Source organism: Streptomyces sp. 1-11, from assembly GCF_007176755.1.
GTDB lineage: Bacteria > Actinomycetota > Actinomycetes > Streptomycetales > Streptomycetaceae > Streptomyces.
The window spans coordinates 404,057-429,323 of sequence record NZ_BJTV01000004.1 but is presented as its reverse complement, the minus strand read 5'-3'; the positions used below and the strand labels follow the sequence as shown (position 1 = coordinate 429,323).

23 protein-coding genes are annotated in these 25,267 nt (G+C 73.6%); 17 read left to right on the top strand and 6 right to left on the bottom strand.

Translation table 11 applies throughout. The annotated features are described in order from the left end of the window. Nucleotides 1–10: 10 nt before the first annotated feature. The 4 genes from TNCT1_RS11495 (at nucleotide 11) to TNCT1_RS11480 (ending at nucleotide 4,603) form a co-directional block, all read left to right on the top strand. Nucleotides 11–778 carry a thioesterase II family protein gene (locus TNCT1_RS11495; protein ID WP_143630855.1) on the top strand — a complete coding sequence of 256 codons (768 nt, stop codon included), beginning with the start codon at nucleotides 11–13 and terminating at the stop codon, nucleotides 776–778. Nucleotides 779–873: 95 nt separating this feature from the next. Beyond that, the gene (locus TNCT1_RS11490) at nucleotides 874–1,893 is read left to right on the top strand and encodes a ketoacyl-ACP synthase III family protein (RefSeq protein ID WP_143630770.1); all 1,020 of its coding nucleotides are present in this window, start codon (nucleotides 874–876) and stop codon (nucleotides 1,891–1,893) included. A 160-nt stretch (nucleotides 1,894–2,053) separates the two neighbouring features. Next, a complete protein-coding gene (locus tag TNCT1_RS11485; protein WP_143630769.1) occupies nucleotides 2,054–3,073 on the top strand; it encodes a ketoacyl-ACP synthase III family protein in 1,020 nt (339 codons plus the stop codon). Between the two features lie 72 nt (nucleotides 3,074–3,145). Further along, a complete protein-coding gene (locus TNCT1_RS11480; protein WP_143630768.1) occupies nucleotides 3,146–4,603 on the top strand; it encodes an MFS transporter in 1,458 nt (485 codons plus the stop codon). A 78-nt stretch (nucleotides 4,604–4,681) separates the two neighbouring features. Here TNCT1_RS11480 and TNCT1_RS11475 read toward each other — a convergent pair whose 3' ends face one another. Continuing rightward, nucleotides 4,682–5,587 (bottom strand): maleylpyruvate isomerase N-terminal domain-containing protein, encoded by a 906-nt coding sequence (locus tag TNCT1_RS11475; protein WP_143630767.1) that lies wholly within the window; start codon nucleotides 5,585–5,587, stop codon nucleotides 4,682–4,684. Between the two features lie 305 nt (nucleotides 5,588–5,892). Here TNCT1_RS11475 and TNCT1_RS11470 point away from each other — a divergent pair, with 305 nt between their 5' ends. From TNCT1_RS11470 to TNCT1_RS11460, 3 genes are all read left to right on the top strand, one after another. Further along, nucleotides 5,893–6,843: a diacylglycerol kinase family protein gene (locus TNCT1_RS11470; RefSeq protein WP_143630766.1), complete on the top strand. Its 951-nt coding sequence runs from the start codon at nucleotides 5,893–5,895 to the stop codon at nucleotides 6,841–6,843. Nucleotides 6,844–6,905: 62 nt separating this feature from the next. Continuing rightward, nucleotides 6,906–7,274 (top strand): nuclear transport factor 2 family protein, encoded by a 369-nt coding sequence (locus TNCT1_RS11465; protein ID WP_143630765.1) that lies wholly within the window; start codon nucleotides 6,906–6,908, stop codon nucleotides 7,272–7,274. A 94-nt stretch (nucleotides 7,275–7,368) separates the two neighbouring features. Next, on the top strand, nucleotides 7,369–8,937 hold the full coding sequence (locus TNCT1_RS11460; protein WP_143630764.1) for an MmgE/PrpD family protein: 1,569 nt from the start codon (nucleotides 7,369–7,371) through the stop codon (nucleotides 8,935–8,937). A gap of 5 nt (nucleotides 8,938–8,942) precedes the next feature. On the opposite strand, the gene TNCT1_RS11455 is transcribed toward TNCT1_RS11460, so the two are convergent. Both TNCT1_RS11455 and TNCT1_RS11450 read right to left on the bottom strand, forming a co-directional pair. Then, complete coding sequence (locus TNCT1_RS11455) at nucleotides 8,943–10,259, bottom strand: helix-turn-helix domain-containing protein (protein WP_143630763.1); 1,317 nt, start codon at nucleotides 10,257–10,259, stop codon at nucleotides 8,943–8,945. Beyond that, entirely contained in the window at nucleotides 10,256–11,056 is an 801-nt protein-coding gene (locus TNCT1_RS11450) for a GntR family transcriptional regulator (protein WP_143630762.1), read from the bottom strand. The genes TNCT1_RS11455 and TNCT1_RS11450 overlap by 4 nt, the downstream gene beginning before the upstream one ends. A gap of 316 nt (nucleotides 11,057–11,372) precedes the next feature. Here TNCT1_RS11450 and TNCT1_RS11445 point away from each other — a divergent pair, with 316 nt between their 5' ends. The 9 genes from TNCT1_RS11445 to TNCT1_RS11405 all read left to right on the top strand — a co-directional run bounded on the left by TNCT1_RS11445 (nucleotide 11,373) and on the right by TNCT1_RS11405 (nucleotide 21,467). Further along, on the top strand, nucleotides 11,373–12,650 hold the full coding sequence (locus TNCT1_RS11445) for an extracellular solute-binding protein (RefSeq protein WP_143630761.1): 1,278 nt from the start codon (nucleotides 11,373–11,375) through the stop codon (nucleotides 12,648–12,650). Nucleotides 12,651–12,749: 99 nt separating this feature from the next. Continuing rightward, entirely contained in the window at nucleotides 12,750–13,748 is a 999-nt protein-coding gene (locus TNCT1_RS11440; protein ID WP_143630760.1) for a carbohydrate ABC transporter permease, read from the top strand. Further along, nucleotides 13,745–14,575 (top strand): carbohydrate ABC transporter permease, encoded by an 831-nt coding sequence (locus TNCT1_RS11435; RefSeq protein ID WP_143630759.1) that lies wholly within the window; start codon nucleotides 13,745–13,747, stop codon nucleotides 14,573–14,575. The genes TNCT1_RS11440 and TNCT1_RS11435 overlap by 4 nt, the downstream gene beginning before the upstream one ends. A gap of 8 nt (nucleotides 14,576–14,583) precedes the next feature. Beyond that, nucleotides 14,584–16,071 (top strand): glycoside hydrolase family 3 protein, encoded by a 1,488-nt coding sequence (locus tag TNCT1_RS11430; protein WP_143630758.1) that lies wholly within the window; start codon nucleotides 14,584–14,586, stop codon nucleotides 16,069–16,071. Between the two features lie 202 nt (nucleotides 16,072–16,273). Continuing rightward, on the top strand, nucleotides 16,274–17,308 hold the full coding sequence (locus tag TNCT1_RS11425) for a phytanoyl-CoA dioxygenase family protein (RefSeq protein ID WP_143630757.1): 1,035 nt from the start codon (nucleotides 16,274–16,276) through the stop codon (nucleotides 17,306–17,308). After that, complete coding sequence (locus TNCT1_RS11420) at nucleotides 17,305–18,618, top strand: DUF6271 family protein (RefSeq protein ID WP_143630756.1); 1,314 nt, start codon at nucleotides 17,305–17,307, stop codon at nucleotides 18,616–18,618. Before TNCT1_RS11425 ends, TNCT1_RS11420 begins: the two co-directional genes overlap by 4 nt. Beyond that, nucleotides 18,615–19,796, top strand: coding sequence for a type III PLP-dependent enzyme (locus TNCT1_RS11415; protein WP_143630755.1), 1,182 nt, complete (start codon nucleotides 18,615–18,617; stop codon nucleotides 19,794–19,796). Before TNCT1_RS11420 ends, TNCT1_RS11415 begins: the two co-directional genes overlap by 4 nt. A gap of 1 nt (nucleotide 19,797) precedes the next feature. Then, complete coding sequence (locus TNCT1_RS11410; protein ID WP_143630754.1) at nucleotides 19,798–20,307, top strand: GNAT family N-acetyltransferase; 510 nt, start codon at nucleotides 19,798–19,800, stop codon at nucleotides 20,305–20,307. Then, a complete protein-coding gene (locus tag TNCT1_RS11405) occupies nucleotides 20,307–21,467 on the top strand; it encodes an MFS transporter (protein ID WP_143630753.1) in 1,161 nt (386 codons plus the stop codon). The genes TNCT1_RS11410 and TNCT1_RS11405 overlap by 1 nt, the downstream gene beginning before the upstream one ends. 165 nt (nucleotides 21,468–21,632) lie before the next feature. Here the strand turns inward: TNCT1_RS11405 and TNCT1_RS11400 are convergent, their stop codons facing one another. From TNCT1_RS11400 to TNCT1_RS11390, 3 genes are all read right to left on the bottom strand, one after another. Then, nucleotides 21,633–21,920, bottom strand: coding sequence for a metal-sensitive transcriptional regulator (locus TNCT1_RS11400; protein ID WP_143630752.1), 288 nt, complete (start codon nucleotides 21,918–21,920; stop codon nucleotides 21,633–21,635). Between the two features lie 127 nt (nucleotides 21,921–22,047). Continuing rightward, nucleotides 22,048–22,230: an ATP-binding protein gene (locus tag TNCT1_RS36240; RefSeq protein WP_235902522.1), complete on the bottom strand. Its 183-nt coding sequence runs from the start codon at nucleotides 22,228–22,230 to the stop codon at nucleotides 22,048–22,050. Between the two features lie 17 nt (nucleotides 22,231–22,247). Beyond that, on the bottom strand, nucleotides 22,248–22,985 hold the full coding sequence (locus tag TNCT1_RS11390) for a helix-turn-helix domain-containing protein (RefSeq protein ID WP_143630751.1): 738 nt from the start codon (nucleotides 22,983–22,985) through the stop codon (nucleotides 22,248–22,250). Between the two features lie 930 nt (nucleotides 22,986–23,915). Here TNCT1_RS11390 and TNCT1_RS11385 point away from each other — a divergent pair. Next, nucleotides 23,916–25,253 carry a cation:proton antiporter gene (locus TNCT1_RS11385; RefSeq protein WP_143630750.1) on the top strand — a complete coding sequence of 446 codons (1,338 nt, stop codon included), beginning with the start codon at nucleotides 23,916–23,918 and terminating at the stop codon, nucleotides 25,251–25,253. The last annotated feature ends 14 nt before the right edge of the window (nucleotides 25,254–25,267 follow it).

The following is a 25,267-nucleotide window of genomic DNA, read 5'->3' as shown; positions in this document are numbered from 1 at the left end:
CGGCCAGGACATGTCCCGCGCGGGGCAGTGGTTCCACCCCGCCGACCCCTCGCCCGACGCCTCGATCCGGCTGTTCATGCTGCCGCACGCGGGCAGCGGGGCCATCATCTACCGCGACTGGGAGCGCCTGCTGCCGCCCGACATCGCCCCGCAGGCGGTGACCCTGCCCGGCCGGCACAACCGCCGCGAGGAGCGCACGTACGAGGAGTTCGAGCCGCTGCTCGAGGCGCTGCACGAGGCCGTGCTCGACGACCTCGACGACCGGCCGTTCGCCTTCTTCGGGCACTGCCTCGGCGCCCAGCTCGCGTTCCGGCTCACCATCCGCATGGAGGAGGAGGGCGGCCCCTCGCCCATCATGCTCGGCACCTCCGGCTGGTCCCCGCAGGGCTTCTTCAAGCCCACCGAGGAGCAGAGCCGGATGCCCGAGCCGGAGATGGTGGAGTGGATCAAGAAGCTGGGGTCCTTCCCGGCGGAGATCTACGACAACCCCGAGATGCTCGCCCTCGTGGTCCCGGCGCTCCGTGCCGACCTGCGCGTCGCCGCCGACCACGACGACGACGGCGCCGGCGTGGCGTGCCCGCTCGCCTCCTACGGCGGCCGCTCCGACCCGCTGCAGGAGCACCCGGACGCCATGTCCCACTGGGCCGGGCGCACCCCGGCCTACCTGGGCCACAACGAGTACCCGGGCGGCCACTTCTACATCGACACCCACGCCCAGTCCGTCACCGCCCACTTCGCACACCGGCTGCAGCGGATCGCCGCGACCCAGCCCGCCTGATCCCCCTTCTCGGCGGCGGCCGACCGGGCCGGCCGCTGCCGCACGCGCTCGGAGCGAGCCGCGCCGGCGCCCCGAGAAGCGAAAGAGAGAGACACATGAAACTTCCCTCCGACCTGTACATAGCCTCGGCCGCGGCCTGGGTGCCCGGCGCGCGCCCGCTGGCCGACGCCGTCGTCGAAGGCCGCGTCGACGCGGAGCACCGGCACCTCGGCTACGAGTCGATCGCGGTGGCCGACGGCGTCTCGGGCCCCGAGATGGCGGTGCGCGCGGGGCGGCTGGCGCTCGAGCGGGCCGGCACCGACGGCCACGAGGTCGGCCTGGTCCTGCACTCCTCCTGCGGCTACCAGGGCCACGACATGTGGCCTGCGGCGGCGTACGTCGCCAACGAGACCGTGGGCCGTTCGGCGGCCGGGTTCGACGTCCAGCAGCGCTGCAACGCCGGCCTCGGCTCGGTGTGGCTCGCCGCCGGGCAGATCATGGCCGGCTTCACCGAGTCGGTGCTGCTGACCACCGGGGACAACTTCGCGCCGCCGTGGGTGGACCGCTGGAACCTCCAGCTCAACTTCATCTTCGCCGACGGCGGCAGCGCGCTGCTGCTGTCCGGGCGCGGCGGCTTCGCCCGGGTGGTCTCCCTGCGCGTGGGCGCGGACAACTCGCTGGAGCGCTGGAACCGGGGCCTGGAGCCGTTCGGCACCGCGCCCGGCCGGGACCTGCCGCTGCGGCTGCGCGAACGCGGCGTCCAGCACGCCCTCACCCCGGAGGCGGAGGGCTCCTGGGAGCGCTTCGAGGCCGGCCTGCTGGACACCACGACACGGGCCCTCGACGACGCCGGCGTCACCGTCGAGGACATCGCCCGGGCCGTCGTACCGCACATCCACCGGGGCGAGTCCCCGGAGAACTACGAGCTCCTCGGTTTCGCCGAGAAGCAGAGCACCTGGGAGCTGGGCCGCCGGGTGGGCCACATGGGCGCCGGCGACCAGTTCCTCGGCCTCGAACACCTCGTCGCGCAGCGGGCCGTCGGCCCGGGCGACCTGGTGCTGCTGGTGGCCGCCGGCGAGGGCTTCAGTTTCTCCGCCGCCGTGGTCGAGATCCTCGACGTCCCCGACTGGCAGTAGCCGGTGCCGCTCCCGCGGCCCGCCCGGCCGGCGCGTCAGCGCCGTGTCAGCGGGCTGCGGGACAGTGGCCGTCCGACGCACACGGGAGACCGCCGCCGTCCGCGCGCAGGCGGGCAGGGCATGCCACCCCCCTCACCCCTGAGCGAAGGATTCACCAGACATGAAGCTGAACACAGAGCTGTACGTCGCCGCCGCCGCGTCCTGGCTGCCGGACGCCCGCCCGCTGAGCGAGGCGGTCGCCGCGGGCCTCGTCGACGAGGAGCACCAGAATCTCGGCTACGAGTCCATCGCGGTGGCCGAGGCCGACTCGGGACCCGAGATGGCGGTGCGCGCGGGGCGGCTGGCGCTCGAGCGGGCCGGCTCCGACGGCCACGAGGTCGGCCTGGTCCTGCACTCCACGTGCGGCTACCAGGGCCACGACATGTGGCCTGCGGCGGCGTACGTCGCCAACGAGACCGTGGGCCGCGCGGCGGCCGGCTTCGAACTGCAGCAGCGCTGCAACGCCGGACTCGCCTCGCTCACCCTGGCCGCCGGGCAGATCGCCGCCGGCTTCACCGAGTCGGTGCTGCTGACCACCGGGGACAACTTCGCGCCGCCGTGGGTGGACCGCTGGAACCTCCAGCTCAACCTCATCCTCGGCGACGGCGGCAGCGCGCTGCTGCTGTCCGGGCGCGGCGGCTTCGCCCGGGTCGTCTCCGCGCGCGTGAGCGCGGACAACTCGCTGGAGCGCTGGAACCGCGGCCTGGAGCCGTTCGGCACCATACCGGGCCGGGAGATGCCGGTGCCGCTGCGCGCACGCGGCCGCCAGCACGCGCTCACCGCGGAGGCGGAGGGCTCCTGGGCGCGCATCGAGGCCGGGCTGAAGAGCACCACGGCCGGCGCGCTGGCCGACGCGGGCGTCAGCGCCGAGGACATCTCCCGCGTGGTGACCCCGCTGATACACCGCGGCGAGTACCCCGAGAACTACGACGTGCTGGGCTTCAGCGAGAAGCAGAGCACCTGGGAGCTGGGCCGCCGGGTGGGCCACATAGGCGCCGGCGACCAGTTCCTCGGCCTCGAACACCTCGTCCGACAGCGGGCCGTGGGCCCCGGCGACCTCGTCCTCATGGTGGCGGCGGGGGCCGGTTTCAGTTTCTCCGCCGCCGTGGTCGAGATCCTCGACGTCCCCGACTGGCAGTAGCCGCGCGTGTCCGCCGGTTCCGGTCCGCCGCCCCGGCCGGGCACACGCAGGACAAGAAAGGAACCGTCAACCATGTCCCTGCAGCAAGCGCGGACAGCCGGCGCCGAGACCCGGGAGCGGGAGCCGGCCGGCCCGCACTGGGCGACGCTGCCGCTCATCCTGGTCGGCACGTTCGTGATCACGCTCGACGTGTTCATCGTGAACGTCGCCATCCCCGAGACCCAGCGCGACCTGCACGCGAGCGCCTCCGCCGTGGAGTTCGTGGTCGCCGGGTACGCCCTCGCCTACGCCGCCGGGCTCATCACCGGCGGCCGGCTCGGCGACCTGTACGGCCGGCGGCGGATGTTCCTGCTCGGCGTCGCGCTGTTCACCCTGTCGTCCGCGTGGGCGGGCATGGCGCCGACCGCCGGGCAGCTCGTCGTGGCCCGGGTCGCGCAGGGCCTCGCCTCCGCGCTGATGGGTCCGCAGGTGCTGGCCATCATCGGCGTCACCTACCAGGGCCAGGCCCGGGGCCGGGCGTTCAACGCGTTCGGTCTGACCATGGGCCTCGCGGGCGTCTTCGGGCAGCTCATCGGCGGCCTGCTGATCCACGCCGACATCGCCGGCCTCGGCTGGCGGACCTGCTTCCTGGTCAACGTGCCGGTCGGCATCGCCGCGCTGCTGCTCGGACCGCGGCTCATCCCCGAGTCCCGCGCCGAGGGCCGGGCCCACCTGGACCCGCTCGGCATGGTGCTGGTCTCGGCCGGCCTGGTCGCGGTGGTCCTGCCGCTCGCCGAGGGCCAGCAGAAGGGCTGGCCGCTGTGGACGTGGCTGTGCCTGGCCGCCTCGCCCGTGCTGCTCCTGCTGTTCGCGGCCCACCAGCGGCGCCTGGCGAACGGCGGCGGCAGCCCGCTGGTCAACCCCGTGCTGTTCCACAAGCGGCCGTTCACGGTCGGCGTCGTGGCCGGTGTCGTGTACTACTCCGGCATGTCGTCCTTCTTCCTGGTCCTCGCCCTCTACCTGCAGGCCGGGGTGGGGCTGACCGCCCTGGAGTCGGGCCTGGTCTTCCTGCCGCTCGGCGTGGGATTCCTGGCCACCTCGCTGCTGGCCCGCAAGGTGGCCGCGCTGCTGGGCCGCCAGGTCCTCGCGGTCGGCGCCCTGGTGCTGCTGGCCGGGCTCGGCGGACTGTGGGAGGCGGTCGACCACATCGGCACCGAGGGCGCCGTGGCCTGGCTGGTGCCCGGACTGCTGGTCGGCGGCTCGGGCATGGCGATGGTGATGGCCCCGCTGGCCTCCATCGCGCTCGCCGGCACCGACCCGCGCTACGCCGGAGCCGCCTCGGGCGTGCTCTCCACGGCAGCTCAGGTCGGCGGCGCGGTGGGGGTGGCCGCGGTCGGCGTGGTCTTCTACCACGTCCTCGGGCAGGGCAGCGGCCCGCACGCCTACGCCGACGCCTTCAAGGCCAGCGTCTACCTGCTGGCGCCCCTCGCGCTCGCCGTGGCCGCGCTGGTCCAGCTCATCCCGCGCCCGCGGCCGGCCCCCGCGTCCTGAGCGCGCCGGGCCCCGGCCCGGACAGGGGAAGAGGGCGGGCACGCGACGGCGTGCCCGCCCTCTTCACATGTCCCGCGGTCAGGAGACGGCGTGGCTCAGCCAGAAGTCCAGCAGATCGCGGTCGCCCGACACCGTCACGCGCGGGCTGCGGGGCCGCAGCCGGCCCTTGACCACGAGCAGCAGGTCCGCGGGCGAGGCGACCACGGTGACGGCGGCCGGGGCGCCGTCGGGGGCGTCCCGGGTGACCCGCACGCCGTCCGGGGCGCAGGTGACCAGCCAGTCGGAGATCCGGCCCGCGGCGCCCGCAAGCGGCCGGAAGCTCAGCGTCTCACCGCCGCGCGGCACCTCGGCGAACAGCGGGGAGAGGAACGGCCGGGCCTCGGGCACGCCGAACGCCATCAGGCAGAAGTCCACGCAGTCCAGGGCGACGTCGGCGGCCGGCTCGAACGGCCGGCCGGCCAGCAGGTCCACGTCCGCGCGGTGCACGGCCGTCTCGAACATCGCCCAGCGCGGCCAGAACTCCTTGTTCTGCTTGCCGTGCGGCGCCCAGACGGGCACCTCTGCGCCGATCCCGCCGATCGCCTCGGCCAGCCGGCCGGCGCCCTCGAGGACGAATTCCGTCCGCGATCCGGGGTCCCGCAGCCGGCCGTCCACCGCGTCCGTCTCCCGTACCCCGAGCCCGGCCACCCGCTCGGTCCAGCTCGTGCCGTCGCCGTCGCCGTCGCCGTCGCCGGCGCTGTCGGCCTCGGCGAGGTCGCCGCCCGGCAGGACGAGCCCGGTGCTCCGGGTGGCCAGGATCGTCGTGGCCCACTCGTGGCCCTGGCGTAAGTGCCGCACCAGGTCGCCCAGTGTCCATCCGGGACAGGTCGGCACCGGCTGCGTCAGCGGGAGGTCCCGGGCGGCCGCGGCGAAGCGGGCCGCCTCCCGGCGGAGTTCCGCGGTGCAGCGGTCCATGGGCAGCGGAACGTACGGCTGTGCGGTCATGAGTCCTCACTCCGGTCGGGTCGACGTGCGCGGACCGGCGGCGCGGCGGTCTGCCGCGGCGGGCGCACCCGGCCCATTCGAACCGGACACACTGACACGTTACTGATCATTCCGGACGACCCGGTTCACGGCGTCAGGCGCGTGTCAGGGGCGGGTCAGCGGCACTTGGCAGAGTCGTCCCTGTCGCACGCTCCTCCTCGCCCGAGCCGGGGCCGCACCCGTGGCCCGCGTCCGTTCGCGGTGAGGACACCCCATCGTTGCCGTCCCGGTCCGCCGGCGCGTCCGACGTGAGGAGAACGCTCGTCATGGCAGACACCGCAGCCCCGGGGCCGACCCGGGCCCTGATCGTGGCCAACCCGGCCTCCGGCAGTCACAGCCCCGAACTGGTCCGCCAGGTCGCGGAGCTGTGCGAGGCCTGCCTGGAGCGCGCCGAGGTCCACCTGACCAGCGCGCCGGGCGACGCGACCGGCGCGGTGCGCCGGGCGCTGGAGCGCAAGCAGGGCGCACCGGACCTGGTCGTCGCCATCGGCGGTGACGGCACGGTCCGCGAGGTCGTCCAGGGACTCGTCCCCGCGACCGGCCGGGCGTCCCTGGCCGTCGTGCCCGGCGGCACCGGGAACTCCGGCTACAAGATGCTGTGGGGCGAACGCCCCTGGACCGAGTCGCTGAAGGCGGTCCTGACCGACTACGGCATCGGCGGCAGCGCCCGCCTGCGCCGGCTGGACCTGGCCCGCCTCGCCGAGACCCGCAACTACGTCTACCTGGGCGCCTGTTCCGGCGTGATCGCCGACGCGCTGATCACCGCCCGGGAGCTGCCGCTGACCGGACGCGAGCGCTACGCCCGCGCCTTCGCCGACACGGCCGCCGGCTACCGGCCCTACCCGGGCCGGGTCACCGTCGACGGCCGGGTGGTCCACGAGGGCCCCACGGTCCTCGCCAACGTCGGCGGCGGCCGCTACCGGGGCGGCCGGTTCCAGGTGCTGCCCGACTCGCTGCTCGACGACGGACTGCTCGACGTCTGCGTCATAGGCGGCGGCATCCCCGCGGCCGACGTGCCGGGACTGACGCTGGAGGCGGCGCACATGGACCACCCGGCGACCGTGTACGCGCGCGGCCGCCGGATCACCGTGGAGCGCACCGACGGCGGACGGCTGCCGCTGGAGCACGACGGCGAGTACCAGCACGGCATCGGCGACTCGGCCACCTTCGAGGTGCTCCCCGGAGCCCTGCCGGTCTGGGCGCCGGTCACCCCCTGAAGCCCGTACCAGAGCCACCTTCCGGAAACACAACCAGGCAAGTCACGAAGGAGAACGCCCGCATGAGCGACCTGACCACCACCGTCTCCCGCTACCTCGACATCTGGAACGAGGCGGACGCCGACAAGCGCGCCGCGGCCATCGCCGAGCTGTTCACCGCCGACGCTCCGTACATCGACCCGCTCGCCGCGGTCGAGGGCCACGAGGGCTTCGGGGCCGTGGTGGCCGGCGCCCGTGACCAGTTCAAGGGCCTCACCTTCGAACTGCACGGCACCGTCGACGCCCACCACAACCAGGCCCGCTTCCAGTGGGGCCTGGTGACCGAGCCCGGCGCGGAGCCGATCGCCATCGGCTTCGACGTCCTCGTCACCGACGACCAGGGCAAGATCAAGGGCGTCTACGGCTTCCTGGACAAGGTCCCGGCCGCCTGAGCACGCACCCAGCGCGGGAGCACCGGGGCCCCCGGTGCTCCCGCGTTCGCGCGCACACCGCCGACGCACGCACGGCAAGGAAGGTAGCCGCCTCATGACCGCTGTCCTCGGGGAGAGCGTCGCCCAGGCCCTGTGCGCCGACTGGGCCGAGCAGGCACACACCCTGCCCCGGGCCGGCCACGTCCGCGCACCGGCCGACACCCCCTTGCGGGAGCTGTCGCACTGGGCCGCGTCCCTGCGCCCGCAGCACATACCGTGCCGGGTGCTGAAGCTGGCCGCGAGCCAGGTGCTGTCGCAGATCGCGTCCATCCGGGCCGGTCTCCAGCACCCCCTCGGCAGGAAGCTGGTGGCCGCCTTCGGCCACCCCATGCAGCGCGACCCCCGGCAGGCCGCCGGCGTGTTCGCCGCGCTCGGCTCCTGGCTCAACCTGGACGACACCGCCTACGCCGGACACCTGTCGAACTCCACCGTCGCGGTCCCCCTCGCCTTCGCCTACGCCCGCGGGCTCGACGGGCTGTCGCTGCTCACCGCGGTGGTCGCGGCCAACGAGTGCGCGGCCCGCATCACCGCCTCCGCCACCCTGGGCCCGCTGCGCGGCCAGAGCGCCGTGCACACCCATCTGGCCGGCGCCGTCGCGGGGCGGCTGCACAGCGACCGCGCCCCGGCGAGCCTCTACGAGAACGCCTTCGGGCTGGCCTTCGCGATGCCCAACTGGCCGCTGATGCGCGCCTTCCTGGCCAGCGACGCCCGCCTGTTCAACACCTTCACCCCGGTGCGCACCGCGATGGACGCCTGCGACGCGGCGTACGCCGGGCTGCGCGGGGCGCCGGACATCATGGAGCACAGCGACGGCTTCCTGGCCCGGTTCGCCACCGTGCCGCTGCCGCAGGCGGTGGCGAAGGGGCTGGGCCGCCGCTGGCACACCGACACCCTCTCGTTCAAGATGCACCCCGGAGGCCCCGGCATCGACGCCGCCGTGGACTGCGCCGCCGAGATCCACCGCGAACTCGGCGCGCTCAAACCCCGGGACGTGGCCGAGGTGGTGGTCGAGGCCTCGCTGTACACGCTGTTCGCGGGGGAGCGGGCCGCCCGGTACGTCACCGGTCCCGGCTCCCCGCTGGGCGCGCTGGTCCTCGACGTGCCCTACCCGGTGGCCACCACCCTGCTCACCGGCGAGTTCTCGGTGGACGACTTCTCCTCGCCCGCCCTGGACGACCCCGACCGCTGGGCGCTCGCCAAGCGGATCCGGCTGGAGCACGACACCGAGATGACCCGTGAACTGTTCCTGTCCGACGCGCCGTTCGGCGAGGCGGTGCGCGAGGCCGGCGAGTCGGCGGTGCCCTGGCTGCGCGGCTTCGGCGGGGACGAACTGGTCGACCTGGTCGGGGCGTTGCAGGCCGACGACCGGGACTTCTCCCGGTCCACCAAGGCCACCGGCGCCCGGGTCACCGTACGGCTCACGGACGGCCGCACGGTCTCCCGCACCCGGTTGATCCCGGTCGGCGCCGCCGGCCCCGAGACCCGGGCGGACCACACCGCGCTCGTCCGGGAGAAGTTCCTTTCGGTCGGCGGCTCGCACGAGGTCGCCGACACCGTCGGCGGGCTGCACCGGATGCGCCCGCGGGCGGTGCGCCGCTGGATCGAGACGGCGTTCCTGGACTGACCGGCTCACCCGCCGTGCGCCACGTACAGGCGCACCGCCTCGTGCAGCCGGTAGCGGACCCGCCCGGCCCGGTCCGGCGCGCCGGCCAGGACCAGCTGGCGGTGCGCCAGTTCCTCCAGCAGGTCCACGGCGAGCCGCCGGGACGCCGCCACCCGGGCCGGAATATCCTCCACCCCGAACTCGCCTGCCAGATGTTGTAGTTCGTGCAGTGCGGTCTTGAGCGGGGGCGGCAGTGGGCGGTGGTACGCGGCCACGCTCGCCCGCAGCGAGAGGTCCCCGACGCACAGCGTGTCCAGCCGGTCCCGCTCGTCCGCCAGCCGGTCGGCCAGGTCGCGCGGCGACCGGTGCGGGCGGGCCGAGAGCCACAGCCCGGCCAGGTGCAGGGCGAGCGGCAGCCCGCCGCAGTACCGCACGATGTCCAGCGCGGCCGGCCGGTCGCCCCTGATCCGGGCCGCGCCCGCCAGGTCCTCCAGCACCTCGCGGGCCTCCGGCCGGCCGAGCACGCCGATCCGGTGACCCGACCGCCCCGGCAGGGCGGGCAGTTCGCGGCGCGCGGCGACCAGGACGGCGCTGCGCCCGCCGTCCACGAGCAGCGGACGCACCTGCGCCTCGGTGACTACGTTGTCGAGCACCACCAGCACCCGCCGTCCGGCGAGGGCGTCCCGCAGCCGGGCCCGCGCCTCCTCGGGGCCGCGGACGCCGGCGCCGCGGCCGAGGGACCGCAGGACGCGCTGGACGAGCTGGTCGGAGGTGACGGGACGGCAGGAGGCGGGATGCAGGTCGACGTAGACCTGGCCGTCCGGGAACCGGTCGCGTGCCGCGTGCGCGGTGCGCAGCACCAGGGCGGTCTTCCCGGCGCCCGGCGGCCCGACCACCACCGCGGGTGCGCCCCGGCCGGGCAGGCCGGCCGCCAGCGCGGCCGCGAGCGCCTCCCGGCCGGCCAGGCGGTGCCGGGGCGCCGGGGGCAGTTCGGCCGGCGCCGCGGCGGCGTGCGGGGCGAGGGGGCCGTCAGGCCCCGGTGAGCCGGGCGGCGCGGCGGGACCGGCCGGGTGCCCGCCGCCCCGGGGCAGCCGTAACAGCCGCCGCGCCTCGGCGGGCGCCAGCCCGAGCGCCTCGGCCAGCAGCACCAGCGACTGCCTGCGCGGCCGGGCGGTGTGCCCGGTCTCCAGGTTCCGTATGGCCCGCACGCTCAGCCCCGAGCGCACCGCCAGCTCGTCCTGGGTGAGGCAGGCGGCCTCCCGCGCCCGCACCAGCGCCGCCGCGAGGCCGGTCCCGGGCGCCGGCGGGTGCGGTCCGGGTCCGGAGGGGTGCGGGAACGTCACCCGTTCTCCCGGACGGACACCGGGGACGCCGGCCCGGCCGGCGGGCGGCGCAGCGCGGCGACGAACTTGTAGCGCGAGCCCCGGTACACCGAGCGCACCCACTCCACCGGAGTGCCCTCGGCGTCCCGCGAATGCCGGGACAGCAGCAGCATCGGCAGGCCGACGTCGGTGGCGAGGAGATGGGCCTCGCGGGGCGTCGACAGCGAGGTCTCGATGGTCTCGTCCGCCTCGGCGAGGTGCACGCCGTACACCTCGGCGAGGGCGGTGTAGAGCGAGGGGTACGTCGCGAGCGAGCGCCGCAGCCCGGGGAAGCGCCGCACGGACAGGTGGGTCGTCTCGATGGCCATCGGGTCGCCGCTGGCCAGCCGCAGCCGCTCGATGCGCAGCACGCGCTCGCCGGCGCCGATGCCGAGCAGGGCGGACAGCCGGGCGTCCGCGGGCACCTCGCCGATGTCCAGCACCTGCGAGGCGGGCTCCAGGCCCTGGGCGCGCATGTCCTCGGTGTGCGAGGTGAGCCGCAGGCTGCGGTACAGCTTGGGCTGGGCGACGAAGGTGCCCTTGCCCTGGATGCGGTCGAGCCGCCCCTCGCCGACCAGTTCCTGCAGCGCCTGCCGGACGGTGGTGCGCGAGGTGCCGAGCCGCACGGCGAGCAGGCGCTCCGCGGGCATCGCGGAGCCGGGTTCGAGGGCCTGCGTCATCTGCAGGACCTGCTGTTTGATCCGGTAGTACTTCGGCACGCGCGCGGTGCGGCCGGCCGCCCCCGTGGGGTGCTGGGCGCTGCTGACGTCGGTGGCCATGCCTGCCTTCCCGGCTGTGGGTGTGGGGGCTCCCGTTATAGCGACCAACTGCCCTATGGTCTAGTCCAACTGGCCGAGAGGTCTAGTCCAGCCGGCGAGCCCGCCGGGAAGGGGACGAACGCGCTCCGGTGACTTTCTCGTAACGGCCGGAACGCCTTTCCGAACCACCCTTGACACTCAAAAAGGTCTAGGCCAAGCTCCACCGTACTGGTCTACACCATTAGTGACCAGGTCCCGAGCCCTACGTGCAACAGCGTCGTACGCAGGTCACCGCCGAGGGCGTGGGGGGATTAGTGGCATCCCTGAGGAGGGTGGCGTGAAGCGCAAGCTTGCTGCCGCGATCGTGATCGCGGGCATGATGGTCTCCGTCTCGGCGTGTGGCGACGACGACAAGGACACGGGCAAGAACGCGGGACCGGACAGCTTCAAGGGCCAGACCCTGACGGTCTGGACGATGGACGGCTCGGCGCCGCCGCAGTGGTCCAAGGACGTGCAGGCGGCCTTCGAGAAGAAGACCGGCGCCAAGCTCAAGTTCGAGATCCAGAAGTGGGACGGGATCCAGCAGAAGATCACCACCGCCCTCTCCGAGTCCAACCCGCCGGACGTCATCGAGGTCGGCAACACCCAGACCCCGGCCTACGCGGCCACCGGCGGCCTCGCCGAACTGGGCGACCTCAAGCAGGAGATCGGCTCGGACTGGACCCCGTCGGTCTCGCAGTCCTCCGTCTACGAGGGCAAGCAGTACGCCGCTCCCTGGTACTTCGCCAACCGCGTCGTCATCTACAACAAGAAGATCTGGGCCAAGGCCGGCCTCAAGGACACCCCGAAGACCCGGGACGAGTTCTTCAAGGACCTGGACGCCATCGGCAAGAAGACCGACGCCGAGCCGCTGTACCTGCCCGGCCAGAACTGGTACTTCTTCGACGGCCTGACCATCGGCCAGGGCGCCGACCTGGTGAAGAAGCAGGGCGACAAGTACGTCTCCAACCTCGGCGACCCCAAGGTCTCCGCCGCCATGGAGCTCTACAAGAAGTACGCCTCCTACTCCAAGGCCCCCAAGGACAAGGACGAGGCCACCCCGCAGCAGGCCACGATCTTCGCCAAGGGCAAGACCGGCGCCTTCATCGGCATGGGCTGGGAGGCCGGCACGGCGATCCAGGCCAACAAGGCCATCGAGAAGGACCTCGGCTACTTCACCATCCCCGGCGAGAGCGCGGACAAGCCCGAGGGCGTCTTCCTCGGCGGCTCCAACCTCGCCGTCGCGCAGGGCAGCAAGAACCAGGCCCTGGCCAAGGAGTTCCTGAAGATCGCGCTGTCCGACCAGTACGAGGGCCAGCTCGCCAAGCTCAACGGCGTCATCCCGAACAAGGAGTCGCTGGAGAGCAACCTCAAGGGCAACGGCGCCGCCGAGGCCGCCGCTCCCGGCGCCGCGGCCGGCGGCACCACCCCGCTGATCCCCGAGTGGGCCGCGGTGGAGAACACCCCCAACCCGATCAAGTCCTACATGACCGCGGTGCTGAACGGTAAGTCCCCGGCGGCCGCCGCCAAGCAGGTCGAGGGCGAGATCAACAAGCGCCTGGCCCAGCAGAACTGATGACCCGCGCCGGGGGCGTCGGCGGACGCCCCCGGCTCAGTCGTTCGTACAGCCCGTACAGCCCAACGGCCCGTACGGCCACGGAAGAGATGGCAACTCATGTCAGTGCAGACCGAAGGCACGGACACGGCCGGGGAGCCCGCTGTCCGCAAGGCCGGGGCGCCGGCGCCGCCGAGGGGTGAGGGCGGCGGTTCCGCCCCCGCCGCCCGCCGCGGCGCCGCCGCTCCCTATCTGCTCCTGCTGCCCGCGCTGCTGGCGACACTGATCCTGCTCGGCTGGCCCCTGGTGAAGAACGGCATGCTGTCGTTCCAGAACCTCAACCCGCGGCAGCTCATCCAGCACCTCACCGAGTGGAACGGCGGCGACAACTACAAGGAAGTCCTGACCGGTTCGGACTTCTGGCACGTCGTCGGCCGTTCGGTGGTCTTCACCGCGGTCAACGTCGTCCTGATCATGCTGCTCGGCACCCTGACCGGGCTGCTGCTCGCCCGCCTCGGCAGGAAGATGCGGCTGCTGCTCCTGGTGGGCCTGGTGCTCGCCTGGGCCATGCCCGTCATCGCGGCCACCACCGTCTACCAGTGGCTGTTCGCGCAGCGCTTCGGTGTCGTCAACTGGGTGCTGGACAAGCTCGGCTGGCACTCCATGGCCGACTACAACTGGTTCGGCTCCCAGCTCTCCACCTTCGCCGTGATCACGCTGCTGATCGTCTGGATGTCGATCCCGTTCGTGGCGATCAACCTGTACGCGGCCACCACCACGATCCCCAGGGAGCTGTACGAGGCCGCGTCCCTGGACGGCGCCGGCGCGTGGAAGAGCTTCACCTCGGTGACCTTCCCGTTCCTCAGGCCGTTCCTCTACGCCACGACGTTCCTCGAGGTCATCTGGGTGTTCAAGGCGTTCCCGCAGATCTTCGCGATCAACGAGGGCGGCCCCGACCGCCTCACCGAGACCCTGCCGATCTACGCCTTCGTCGAGGGCGTCGGCAACCAGCACTTCGGAGTCGGCGCGGCGATCTCCTTCCTGACCATCGTGGTACTGCTCGTCATCACCTCGTACTACCTGCGCATGGTGCTCAAGCAAGAGGAGGACGAGCTGTGAAGCGCTCGGTCTTCGGCCGTATCTGGCCCAACGCGACCGCCGTCATCCTCTTCGCCGGCTTCGTGTTCCCCGTCTACTGGATGTTCGCGACGGCCTTCAAGCCGACCGGCGACATCATCTCCGAGAACCCGGTGTGGTTCCCGACCGACGTCACGGCCGGCCACTTCGCCAAGGCCGTGGACGCCGACCACTTCTGGACCCTGGTCCTCAACTCCGTCACCGTCACGGTCAGCGCGGTGCTGCTGTCCCTCGTCATCGCCCTGTTCGCCGCCTTCGCGCTGGCCCGGATGCGGTTCAAGGGCCGGCGCGGTTTCATCGTGACCTTCATGCTGGCGCAGATGGCGCCCTGGGAGGTCATGGTCATCGCCATCTACATGCTGGTCCGCGACAACGACATGCTCGACAGCCTGGTCCCGCTCACCGTCTTCTACGCGGTCATGGTGCTGCCGCTGACCGTCCTGACCCTGCGCGGCTACGTGGCCGCCGTGCCGAAGGAGCTGGAGGAGTCCGCGATGGTCGACGGGTGCACCCGCACCCAGGCCTTCGTCCGGGTGATCTTCCCGCTGCTCGCGCCGGGTCTGATGGCCACCTCGCTGTTCGGCTTCATCACCGCCTGGAACGAGTTCCCGCTGGTCCTGATCCTCAACAAGGACATCGAGAAGCAGACCCTGCCGCTGTGGCTGTCCCAGTTCCAGACCGCCTTCGGCGACGACTGGGGCGCCACCATGGCAGCCTCGTCCCTTTTCGCACTGCCCATCCTGATCCTGTTCATCTTCCTGCAACGCAAGGCTGTCAGCGGTCTGACCGACGGCGCCGTGAAGGGATGACGCCCCCGATGACCACACTCGCCACTGGGCCGGACACCCTCACCCGGGACGCGCTCGCGGTGCTGCAGCCGGGGTTCGACGGCACCACCGCCCCGGACTGGGTGCGCCGCCGGCTCGGCGAAGGCCTCGCCTCCGTCGCCCTGTTCGGCCGCAACGTCGTCTCCGAGGAGCAGGTCACCGCACTGACCGCGCAACTGCGCGCGGAGCGGGACGACCTGCTGGTCGCCATCGACGAGGAGAGCGGCGACGTCACCCGCCTCGACGTGCGCACCGGCTCCTCCTTCCCCGGCAACCACGCGCTCGGCGCCGTCGACGACCCCGCCCTCACCCGGGGCGTGGCGCGCGAGCTGGGTCGGCGCCTGGCCGCCTGCGGCGTCAACTTCGACTGGGCGCCCTCCGCCGACGTCAACGCCAACCCCGACAACCCCGTCATCGGCGTGCGTGCCTTCGGCGCGGACACCGCCCTGGTCGCCCGGCACACCGCCGCCTGGGTCGAGGGCCTGCAGTCCACCGGCGTCGCCGCGTGCACCAAGCACTTCCCCGGGCACGGCGACACCAACGTCGACTCCCACCACGCGGTGCCGCGCATCGACGTGGACGCCGAGACGCTGTACGCGCGGGAGCTGCCCCCGTTCCGCGCCGCCATCGCGGCCGGCAGCCGGGCCGTGATGAGCGCGCACATCCTCGTCCCCGCGCTCGACCCGGACCGCCCCGGCACCCTCTCCCGGCGCGTCCTCACCGACCTGCTGCGCGGCGAACTCGGCTACCAGGGCCTGATCGTCACGGACGGCATGGAGATGCGCGCCATCTCCGGCACCTACGGCCTTGAGCACGGGGTGGTCCTCGCCATCGCGGCGGGCGCGGACGCCATCTGCGTCGGCGGCGGCCTGTGCGACGAGGGCACCGTGCTCAGCCTGCGCGACGCGCTGGTGGCCGCGGTGCGCTCCGGCGAGCTGCCGGAGGAGCGGCTGGCCGAAGCGGCCTCGCGGGTGCGGGAGCTGGCCCGCTGGACGGCCGCCTCCCGCGAGGACGCCGGGACCGTCGCGCCCGAACCGGAGATCGGCCTGGCCGCGGCCCGCCGCGCGCTGACCGTGACCCGCGGCGCCGGTGCCGCGCCGGTCACGGAGGCGGTGTACGTCGCCCGGTTCGACCCCGCGCCGAACATCGCCGTCGGCGACGAGACGCCGTGGGGCGTGGCCGCCGAGCTGACGCGGCTGCTGCCGGGCAGCACGGCCGGCTCGTTCACCGGGCCCGGCGCGGGCCGCGAGGCCCTCGCCGCGGCGGGCGGCCGGCGGATCGTCGCCGTGGTCCGCGACGAGCACCGGCACGGCTGGATGGGCTCCGCCGTGGACGCGCTGCTCGCCGACCGCCCGGACACCGTCGTGGTCGAGATGGGCGTCCCGCAGGCCCCGCCGCGCGGCGCCGCGCACATCGCCACCCACGGCGCCGCCCGCGTCTGCGGCGTGGCGGCCGCGGAGGCCGTCGTCGCGGGCTGAGCGGCCGCGCCGGCGCCGACGACACTGCCGGGACCAGGCCCCACCGGGGGCCGGTCCCGGCCTTTCGCATGCCGGACGAGCGGCACTCCACCGGCAGTTGAGCGGCACCTTGGGCGGGTACCGACCGGTAGTCGTTGACACCTTCAATTGGTCTAGTCCAGCTTGGGAGGGCGCTTCTGTTCGATCACCACGGAGTGACGGCATGCACCAGCCCACCACCCCCTACCTCCACCGGGCGGCCTCAGGCCGCCCCTACTTCAGCGCGGACGGCGAGACCTACCTCGCCCCCGTCCCGCTGCGCGACCTGGAGAAGTCCCGGCCCCTGAGGGTGCTGTCCGAGGAGGACTTCGCCTTCTGGCAGACCTACGGCTACGTCGTCGTCCGGGAGGCCATCACCCCCGGCGAGGCCAAGGGCCTGCTCGACCTCGCCCTCGACTTCCAGGGCCTCGACCCGGACCGCCCCGAGACCTGGTACGAGGAACCGGAGTTCCGCTCCGAACTCGACCGGCACCTGTACATCTACGGCTTCGTCGAGGCCTACCACCACCAGCTCATCTGGGACAGCCGCCAGACCCGGCGCGTCCACGACGCCTTCGTGGACGTCTGGGACTGCGAGGAGCTGTGGGTCACCCTCGACCGGCTCAACCTCAACCCGCCCAACGTCGGCACCCGTTCCCGCTCCCTGATCGAGCCCACCGACGAGGGCTTCGACATCGAGCTGCACTGGGACGTCGACACCACCCTCGCCGTACTGCCGCAGCGGGTCCAGGGCATCATCGCGCTCACCGACACCCGCCCCGAACTCGGCGGCTTCCAGTGCGCCCCGGAGCTGTTCCGGCGCTTCGAGGAATGGCGCCTCGCCCAGCCGGCCGGCCGCGACCCGGTCCGCCCGGCGGCCGACCGATCCGAGTTCCCCGTGGTCCGCCCCGACCTCCAGGCCGGCGACCTGCTCATCTTCAACGGGCTGCTGGCGCACGGAGTGGCGCCCAACCGCTCCGAACGGGGCCTGCGGGCCGTCCAGTACCTGTCGATGATGCCCGCCCTTGAGGAGCACACCGAGCTGCGGCGCTCCCGCGTCGAGTCCTGGCGCACGCTCAGCACCCCCGACTGGAACCCGACGCTGCTCGGCGACGCCCGCCGGCCCGAGGCCCTGCGCTACGGTCCCGCCGAACTCGACGCGCTCGGGCGCAGACTGCTCGGCCTGGACTCCTGGTCCGGCACCCAGGGGGCGCCGTGAACCGCGTCTGCCTCTGCCTGCCCACCAACCGGGCCTGCCCCGCCACCATCCGCGCCGTCCACGAGGAAGCCGCCTACGCGGCCGCGCACTTCGGCGCCGACGTCCAGTTGCTGATCCTCGACTCCTGCGACGACCGCACCCGCGCCGCCCACGCCCGCGTGGTCGCGCAGCTCCCGCCGGCCGCCGGTGTCACCGTGCACCACCTGGGCGAGGACGCGCAGGCCGGCTTCCTGCGCCGCGCGATCCGGCGCGCCGGCCTGCCCGACCCCGACGGCGTGCTCGACCTCCTGCTCCCCGCCGGCGTCTCCTACGGCTCCTGCACCGACCGCGCCTTCCTGCTGGCCGCCGCCCTCGGCTGCCGGTCGGTGCACCGCAGGGACTCCGACAGCACCTACCAGATGCGGCACGGACGGAAGGTCTTCCCCGTCCACCACGAGCTCGTCCCGCTCGGCCTGCGGGCCGCCGACGCCGCGGGTCACGTCACCGTCACCGACCTCGCCCCGGACCTCGCCGGCCGGCCGGTGTCCCTGGCCGGAGCCTCCTTCATCGGCGAACTCTCCGTCGACGTGGCCGGGATACGCCGCCTCGACGAGGGGATCTACCACGACGTCGTCGGCCTGTGGGCGCCCGCCGGCTGCTCGCCGGAGGACAGGCGCCGGCTGGTGGAGGAGTCCTTCACCGGAGCGGGCACCACCCCCTTCACCGAGGACCGCTCCACGCTGACCCTGGTGGACCCGATGCGGGTGGACATGTGCAACATCGCCCTCCACCACGACGTCTACGAGCGCATCCCGCTGCCCCCGGCCACCGACACCATCGGCAGCGACTACTTCCTCCTCCACCTGGTCCACGACGCCACGCTCCCCGGCGTCCTGCACAACCGGCACATCGAGAACTTCCACACCCCCGAACGCCGCACCGACACGGGCTTCCTCGCCTACCAGACCCGCTTCGTGAAGTTCCTGCTGTCGATGCTGTACTTCCACCACGTCTACGACCGCATGGCCGCGGCCGGCGCCGGCCTCCTGGACGGCCGGCAGCACGTACGGGCCGAACCGGTCGTGGAGTTCCTGCGCGAGAGCACCGGCCTCGACCGCGCCGAGAACGTGTGGCGCCTGGACCGGATCGACACCGCCTACCGCAAACTCGGCGGACGCTACGAGGAGTTCGCCGAGCGGCTCGCACCACGGCGCGAGGAACTGCTGGACCGCGCCCGCCGGGACGTCGAGGACTTCGCCCGGCTCACCGAGGCCTGGCCCGCGCTGGTCGACGCGGCCCGCGGCACGGCGCCCGGAAGCGGGACGTCGTGACACCCGGCCCGCGGCTGGCCGCCGCACTGGCCGGCGCCCCGGCCGACCGCATCGTCTACGACCTGGCCGGCATCGAGGGCCAGCTCGACCGGCTGCGCGCCGAACTGCCCGGCGTCCGGGTCCGCTTCGCCCTGAAGGCCTGCCCCGTCGACGAGGTCCTGCGGTGCCTGGCCGACCGGGGCGCCGGCTTCGACGCGGCGAGCCCCGACGAGATCCGCCAGGCCCTGCGCACGGGGGTCCCCGCCGACCGCGTGCACTACGGCAACACCGTCAAGTCCGACGCGGACATCGCCGAAGCCCACCGGCTCGGCGTCCGGACCTTCGCCACCGACAGCCTCCAGGACGTCACGGCCATCGCCGAACACGCTCCCGGAGCCGCGGTGTTCTGCCGCCTCGCCACCAGCGGCGACGGCGCCCTGTGGGGCCTGAACCGCAAGTTCGGCTGCTCCGCCGGTGACGCCGTGCGCATCCTCGCCACCGCCCGCGCCCGCGGACTCACCCCGGCCGGCCTCTCGGTGCACGTCGGCTCCCAGCAGATGACCGGCGAGGCCTGGCAGCAGGCCGTCGACCTGCTCGCCGAGGCGCTCGTCGCGCTGGACGGGCTGGGGATCGCGCCGGACCACGTCAACCTCGGCGGCGGCCTGCCCGCGCTCGGCTACCTCGACCGGCACGGCCACCCGCTCGACCCGCCCCTGGACAAGATCCTGACCGTGATCCGCGAGGGCATGGAGCGCCTGCGCGGTCTCACCGCCGGCCCGCTCGCCCTCGTCATGGAACCCGGACGGCACCTCGTCGCCGACCACGGCGCCGTCCGCGCGCACGTGTACCGCCTGACCGAACGGACCCAGCCGGACGGCGGCCGCTCCCGCTGGCTGTACCTCAGCGTGGGCCGCTTCAACGGCCTGTACGAGATGGACCAGGTGAGCCACCGGCTGCTCTTCCCCACCCACCCGGACGGGGACCGCGTGCCCGCCGTCGTCGCGGGCCCCACCTGCGACAGCGACGACGCCTACGGCGGCGGCCTGCACCCCGCGCACGTCCCCCGCGACGCGGCCTCCGGCGACCCGGTCTGGATCCTGTCCGCCGGCGCCTACGCCACCAGTTACACCACCCGCGGCTTCAACGGCATCCGCCCGCTGCCGTGCGTCTGCACGCGCGGCCCGGAAGGACGACACTGACATGACGGACGTGATACGGGGCATCACCGAGGTCGACTGGCCCCAGGTCGCCGCCCTGGAGGCCGGCGCGTACGCCGGCACCCCGCTCACCGAGGGGGAGGCCGGCCTGCGCTCGCGCGCCTCGGCGGGCACCAGCTTCGTGCTCGACCTCGACGGCCGGGTCGCGGGCTACGTACTGGCCCTGCCCTACCCGATGTTCGGCTGCCCGGACCTGACCCGGCCGGAGCGGACCGCCCACCGGTCGCCCAACCTCCACCTGCACGACCTCGTGATCGGCGCGCCCCTGCGCCGCAGGGGACTGGGCAGCCGTCTGGTGCGCCACCTGACCCACGCGGCGGGCGCGCGCGGCCACCGCACCATCTCGCTGATCGCGGTGGCCGGCAAGGAGGCCTTCTGGCGGGCCAACGGCTACCGGCCGCACCCCGAGGCACGGCTGCCCGCCGGCTACGGCGACGACGCGGTGTACATGTCCGCGCGGGTGGCGGCCGGCGCGCACCGGAGGGCCGGCTGATGGAGAACTCCGGCTTCCGCCGCGCCAAGTGGTCCATCGCCGCGCTGTTCTGCTTCCTCGGCCTGCAGTACGCCACCTGGGCCGCCCGGCTCCCCGCGCTCAAGGCGCGGCTGGACCTGGGCGCCGGCGAGGTGGGGCTGCTGCTGATGGCCTGCGGCGCGGGCGCGGCGGCCTCCTTCCCGCTGGTCGCCCACCTGATGCGCAGGCTCGGCTCCCGGCGCCTGTCCCTCGCCTCCGCGCTGGCGCTCGTCGCGCTGCTGGCCGCCCTGTCGGTGGTGCCGGACTACCCGCTGGCGCTGCTGGTCGTCTGCGCCGACGGTGTCGCCGTCGGCTGCCTGAACGTCGCGATGAACGCGCAGGGCGCGGCCCTGGAGACGGCCCACGGCCGCACCGCCATGTCCCAGCTCCACGCCACCTTCAGCGCGGGCCTACTCGCCGCCGCGCTCCTGGCCTCCGGCGTCACCGCCCTCACCCCGTCCGTCCCGGCCCACTTCGCGGTGGCGGCGGCGCTGCTGCTCCTGCTGCTCGCCGCCGCGCGCCGCGGCCTGCCGCCGCACACCGACCCCGGTCCCGAGCCCCCGAGGAAGCGGGCCCGCCTCGCCGCACCGTCCGGGAAGACGCTGCTCATGGGCTGCGCGATGGCGTTCGGCACCATCACCGAGGGCGCCATGAACGACTGGTCCACGCTCTACCTGAAGGACGTCGTCAGGGCCTCGCCCGCGGTGGCCCCGCTGGGCATCGCCGTCGTCTCGGCCATGATGCTGCTGGCCCGGGTGCGCGCGGACCGCTGGCGCGACCGCTGGGGCGACGCCCGCGTGGTGCGCACCGGCAGCGCCGTGGCCGGCCTCGGCCTGGCCCTCGCGCTGACCGCCGGCGGGATCGTGCCCACCCTGCTCGGCTTCGCCTGCGTCGGCCTGGGCGCGGCCGCGGTCACCCCGTGCGTGTACGTGGCCGCCGCCGGGCACGGCTCGAACGCGCTGTCCCTGGTCGCCGCGATGGGCACGACCGGCCTGCTGGCCGGGCCCGCGCTGATCGGCTTCGTCGCGGGCGCGGCCGGGCTGACCCTCGGCATGGCCACGGTCGCGGCGTCGGCCCTGATCGTCACCCTGTCGGCCACCTGGATCCCCTGGCGCGACCGGGCCGGCGCGCCCGCGGCCTAGGCCACGGGCGGGAGCGGAGGGTCCCTCAGCTGTCCGGTGCCGGGGGGCCGTGCGACGCGGCCGTCCGTGGGCCCGACCCCGGCGCCGGGGACGGGGGCGGGCCAGGCGTACGGGCGGCGACGCGCGGAGCCCCGGCGTCCCGCACGGGGTTCCGCCCGGCGCCGGTCAGGCCAGCGACAGGAAGAGCTTCTCCAGCCGGGACCGCATCTGCTCGGGGTCCTCGCCGTCCTTGCGCCCCGCCTCCATGTCCGTGATGCACTGTTGCAGGCCGGTGGCGATGATCGCGAAACCGGCCCGGTCGAGGGCCCGGGACGCGGCGGCGAGCTGGGTGACGACCTCCTCGCAGTCCCGGCCCTCCTCGATCATCCGGATCACGCCCGTGATCTGTCCCTGCGCGCGGCGCAGACGGTTCAGCACGGCCTTGAGCTCCGCGCCAGCGAGATCCAGTTCCACGATCACTCCTCCAAAATACCCCTAGGGGTACTGTACGTCCCGGTTCGGGACGCCGTCGACCACCCACGGACACAACAGCGACGGCCGCCCCGTTCATCCCGGCGGGCCGCCGGAACGTGGGCCGGCCTCACAGCTCCAGGCTGAACCAGGTCGTCCTGCCCTCGTCGGCGGGCCGTACGCCCCAGTCGTCGGTGAGCGCGCGGACCAGCAGCAGACCGCGGCCGTCCGTGTACAGCACGAGGGCGCCGGGCGCGACCGTGGTGCGGCGCTGCTCGTAGATCACACCCCCGACGCCGAGGGGCGCGTTCACCGGCGCCGGGAGCGTCGTCACGCCGCGGCGGGCCGCGAGCCGAAGCCGGGGAGGGCCAGCAGGACCGGCGGACGGGTCCAGTCCTCCCGCCGCAGCGTCACGTCGGCCCGGGTGCGGACGCCGGCGTCCACGTGCAGGGGGCCGACCGTGCCCACGAGCAGGGGGGAGTCGCCCCACTGGTCGCCCGTCGCCCGGGCGCCGGGCGTCACCGCGTGCAGGTGCCAGGCGCCCGGCGGAACGCTCCGCAGCTCGAACGCCTCCGCCCGGTCGAGCGTCGTCCAGGCCACCGGCTGCCCCTGGAGGATGGGGCCGTCGAACAGGCCGAGGCAGACCGGGTACCGGGATCGCTCCGGTGTGCGGACCGTCCCCGCCACGGACCCGAGGGCGCCGCTCCCGGCCGGAGCGGGAGTGATCCGCGGACCCTCCAGCGTGTCGCACCGGCCGGCCCGCCGGAACCGGGTGGGGGAGAGGCCGACGGCGGCCGTGAAACGCCGGGAGAAAGTGCTGGCGCTGCTGTATCCCACCCGTGCGGAAATCTCGGCCACATTCAGGGAGCTGTGTATCAAAAGGGACTTCGCCTCGTGCAGCCGTACGGCGCTCAGAAAGCGGCCCGGCGTCACACCCGTCGTGCGCTGGAAAACCCTGATGAAATGAAACTTGCTCATCATCACCGAACGGGCCAGGTCGTCCAGTGCCAATGGCTCGTGGTAGTTCTCCCGAATGGTCGCGACGGCACGGCGGGTGAGACGCTCCATTGTCCGGGCACTCCCTGATCTGGTCGACGACGGTACGGCGTGGGTGTGTGGCCGTCATGGGGTCCGCGCCGTCCCGCGCGATCGTGTGACGACGGCGCCGGAACGCACCCGTGCGAAGGCAGGGTCACGCTCGCCCGGCCAGATCACCGGGCGGCCGAGGCTCCGCGCGTACTCGTCGCACACCCCGTACCGGGGCCCGCCGGCCGTGCGGCTCGGGCGGTGGTGAGCGGCCCTCCGGTCCGGGGCGGGAAAGGCGGCCGCGCGCAGGGCCGCGCCGTCAGCCGAATACGCCGGGGCGTTACGCTTTCGCCGGGCGGTGGTGCGGGAACTCCGGCCGGGAGACGGGGCGGAGGAATGAGCGGCGAATCAGTGGAACCGGCCGGACGGCCCGGCGTGCCGAACTCTGGTTTGCAGGCGCCTGAGTTCAACCTTGAACATGTGGCAACCCCCCCCGTTGCAATCTGTCACGACGGTTTGAGCTTCGCACATGAGTACGCCTCGGAGCAACCGGTAACACGCCTGCGCGGAAGGGCGGCCGGCGGGGTGCCGCGCCTGTTTCCGGCCGTCAGATTCCGGCCGCTGGACGCCGGCCGGCCGAGCAATCTGGGCGATGACAGGCCGGTGGCCCGGCCGCCATGATGTGGACGCCGACAGGGGACGTCGTTCCCCCGCGCGGAACCGCCGCACGGCCGCCGGACGGGGTGGCCGGCGTGCCGGGTTCGCCCACCGCCCGCGCCTGTCCGTACCGAGGCCGCGCTCCTGTCCCGTACCGGGGACGCGCCGCCGCATGAGGGCGAGGCGCCACGTGAGCCGGTGGCCACGCGGTCAGCCCCCGAACCCCACCGACCGTCGTGCGACCGTGCTCCATCGCGCGGGCGGCGCTCCGCCACCCCCGCTCACCGACGCCAGCCAATCGAGGACGTGCCGGTCATGACCAGTCACCAAGTGCAATTCCTGTTCCTGGACCTCGGGTTGATCGTGCTGCTCGCCCGCGGCCTGGGCGCCCTGGCCGGCCGCATCGGCCAGCCGCCCGTGGTCGGCGAGATCCTGGCCGGCGTCCTCATGGGCCCCACGCTGTTCGGCACCGCGTTCACCGACCGCCTCGTCCCCGCCGACGTGCGGCCGCTGCTGGGCGCACTGGCCGACATCGGCGTGGCGGTGTTCATGTTCGTCGTCGGTCTCGAGGTGGAACACCGCTTCCTGCGCGGCCGGGTGCGGGCCACCCTCGGCGCTGCCGTCGGCTCCACCCTGGTGCCGTTCGCCCTCGGCATCCCGCTCGCCTTCTTCCTGCTGCGCCACCACCCGACCCAGCAGCACGCCGCCTTCGTGGTGTTCGTCGGCCTGTCCGTCTCGGTGACCGCCTTCCCCGTCCTCGCGCGCATCCTGGTCAGCCGGGGCATGTCCCGCCTGGCGATCGGCGGCCTCGCGCTGGCCACCGCGGCGGTCGTCGACGTCTTCGCCTGGACGGCGCTGGCCGGTGTGCAGGCGGCGGTCGGCGGCGCCGACGACTACTGGCAGGTCTCCCTGCTCATCCCGTTCACCCTGCTCCTGCTGGCCGTACGGCCCCTGGTGCGCCGGGTCCTCACCCACGACGGCTCCGGCTCCGTCACCCCGACCGGCATGGCCGTGGTGATGGTCGGCATCTTCCTGTCCGCCGTGGCGACCGAGATGATGGGGCTGCACTACATCTTCGGCGCCTTCCTGTTCGGCGCGCTGATGCCGCGCGAGGGCACGCGGGCGCCGCGCGAGGAGATCTACGAGCGCACCGGTGAGATCACCTCGCTGCTGCTCCCCGTCTACTTCGTGGTCGCCGGCCTCAAGGTCGACCTGCGCGGCCTGGGCCTGAAAGGGCTCACCGAACTCGCCGCCGTCCTTCTCGTCGCCGTCGTGGGCAAGTTCGGCGGCACCTACCTCGGCGCCCGCTCGCAGGGACTGCCCGCCGAGAGTTCGGGCACCCTGGCCGCGCTGATGAACACCCGTGGCCTGACCGAGCTGGTCGTCCTCGGGGTGGGCCTCGAACTCGGCCTGCTGGACGGCCCGTTGTACTCCATGATGGTCGTGATGGCGCTGGTGACCACCGCCATGACGGGACCGGTGCTGAACCTGATCCGCGCCCGGAGTTCGCGGCGCGGCCTGGCCGTGGTGCCCGGGCCGGAGGCCGCCGGCGCCGGACCGGCCGCGGCGGACACGGACGCCGAAGGGCCGGGCGCGCGGGCGGCAGGGGAGGACGCGGACGCCCCCGGACGGGGCACCCGTGCGGCCGGCTGAACGCACAGAGAAGT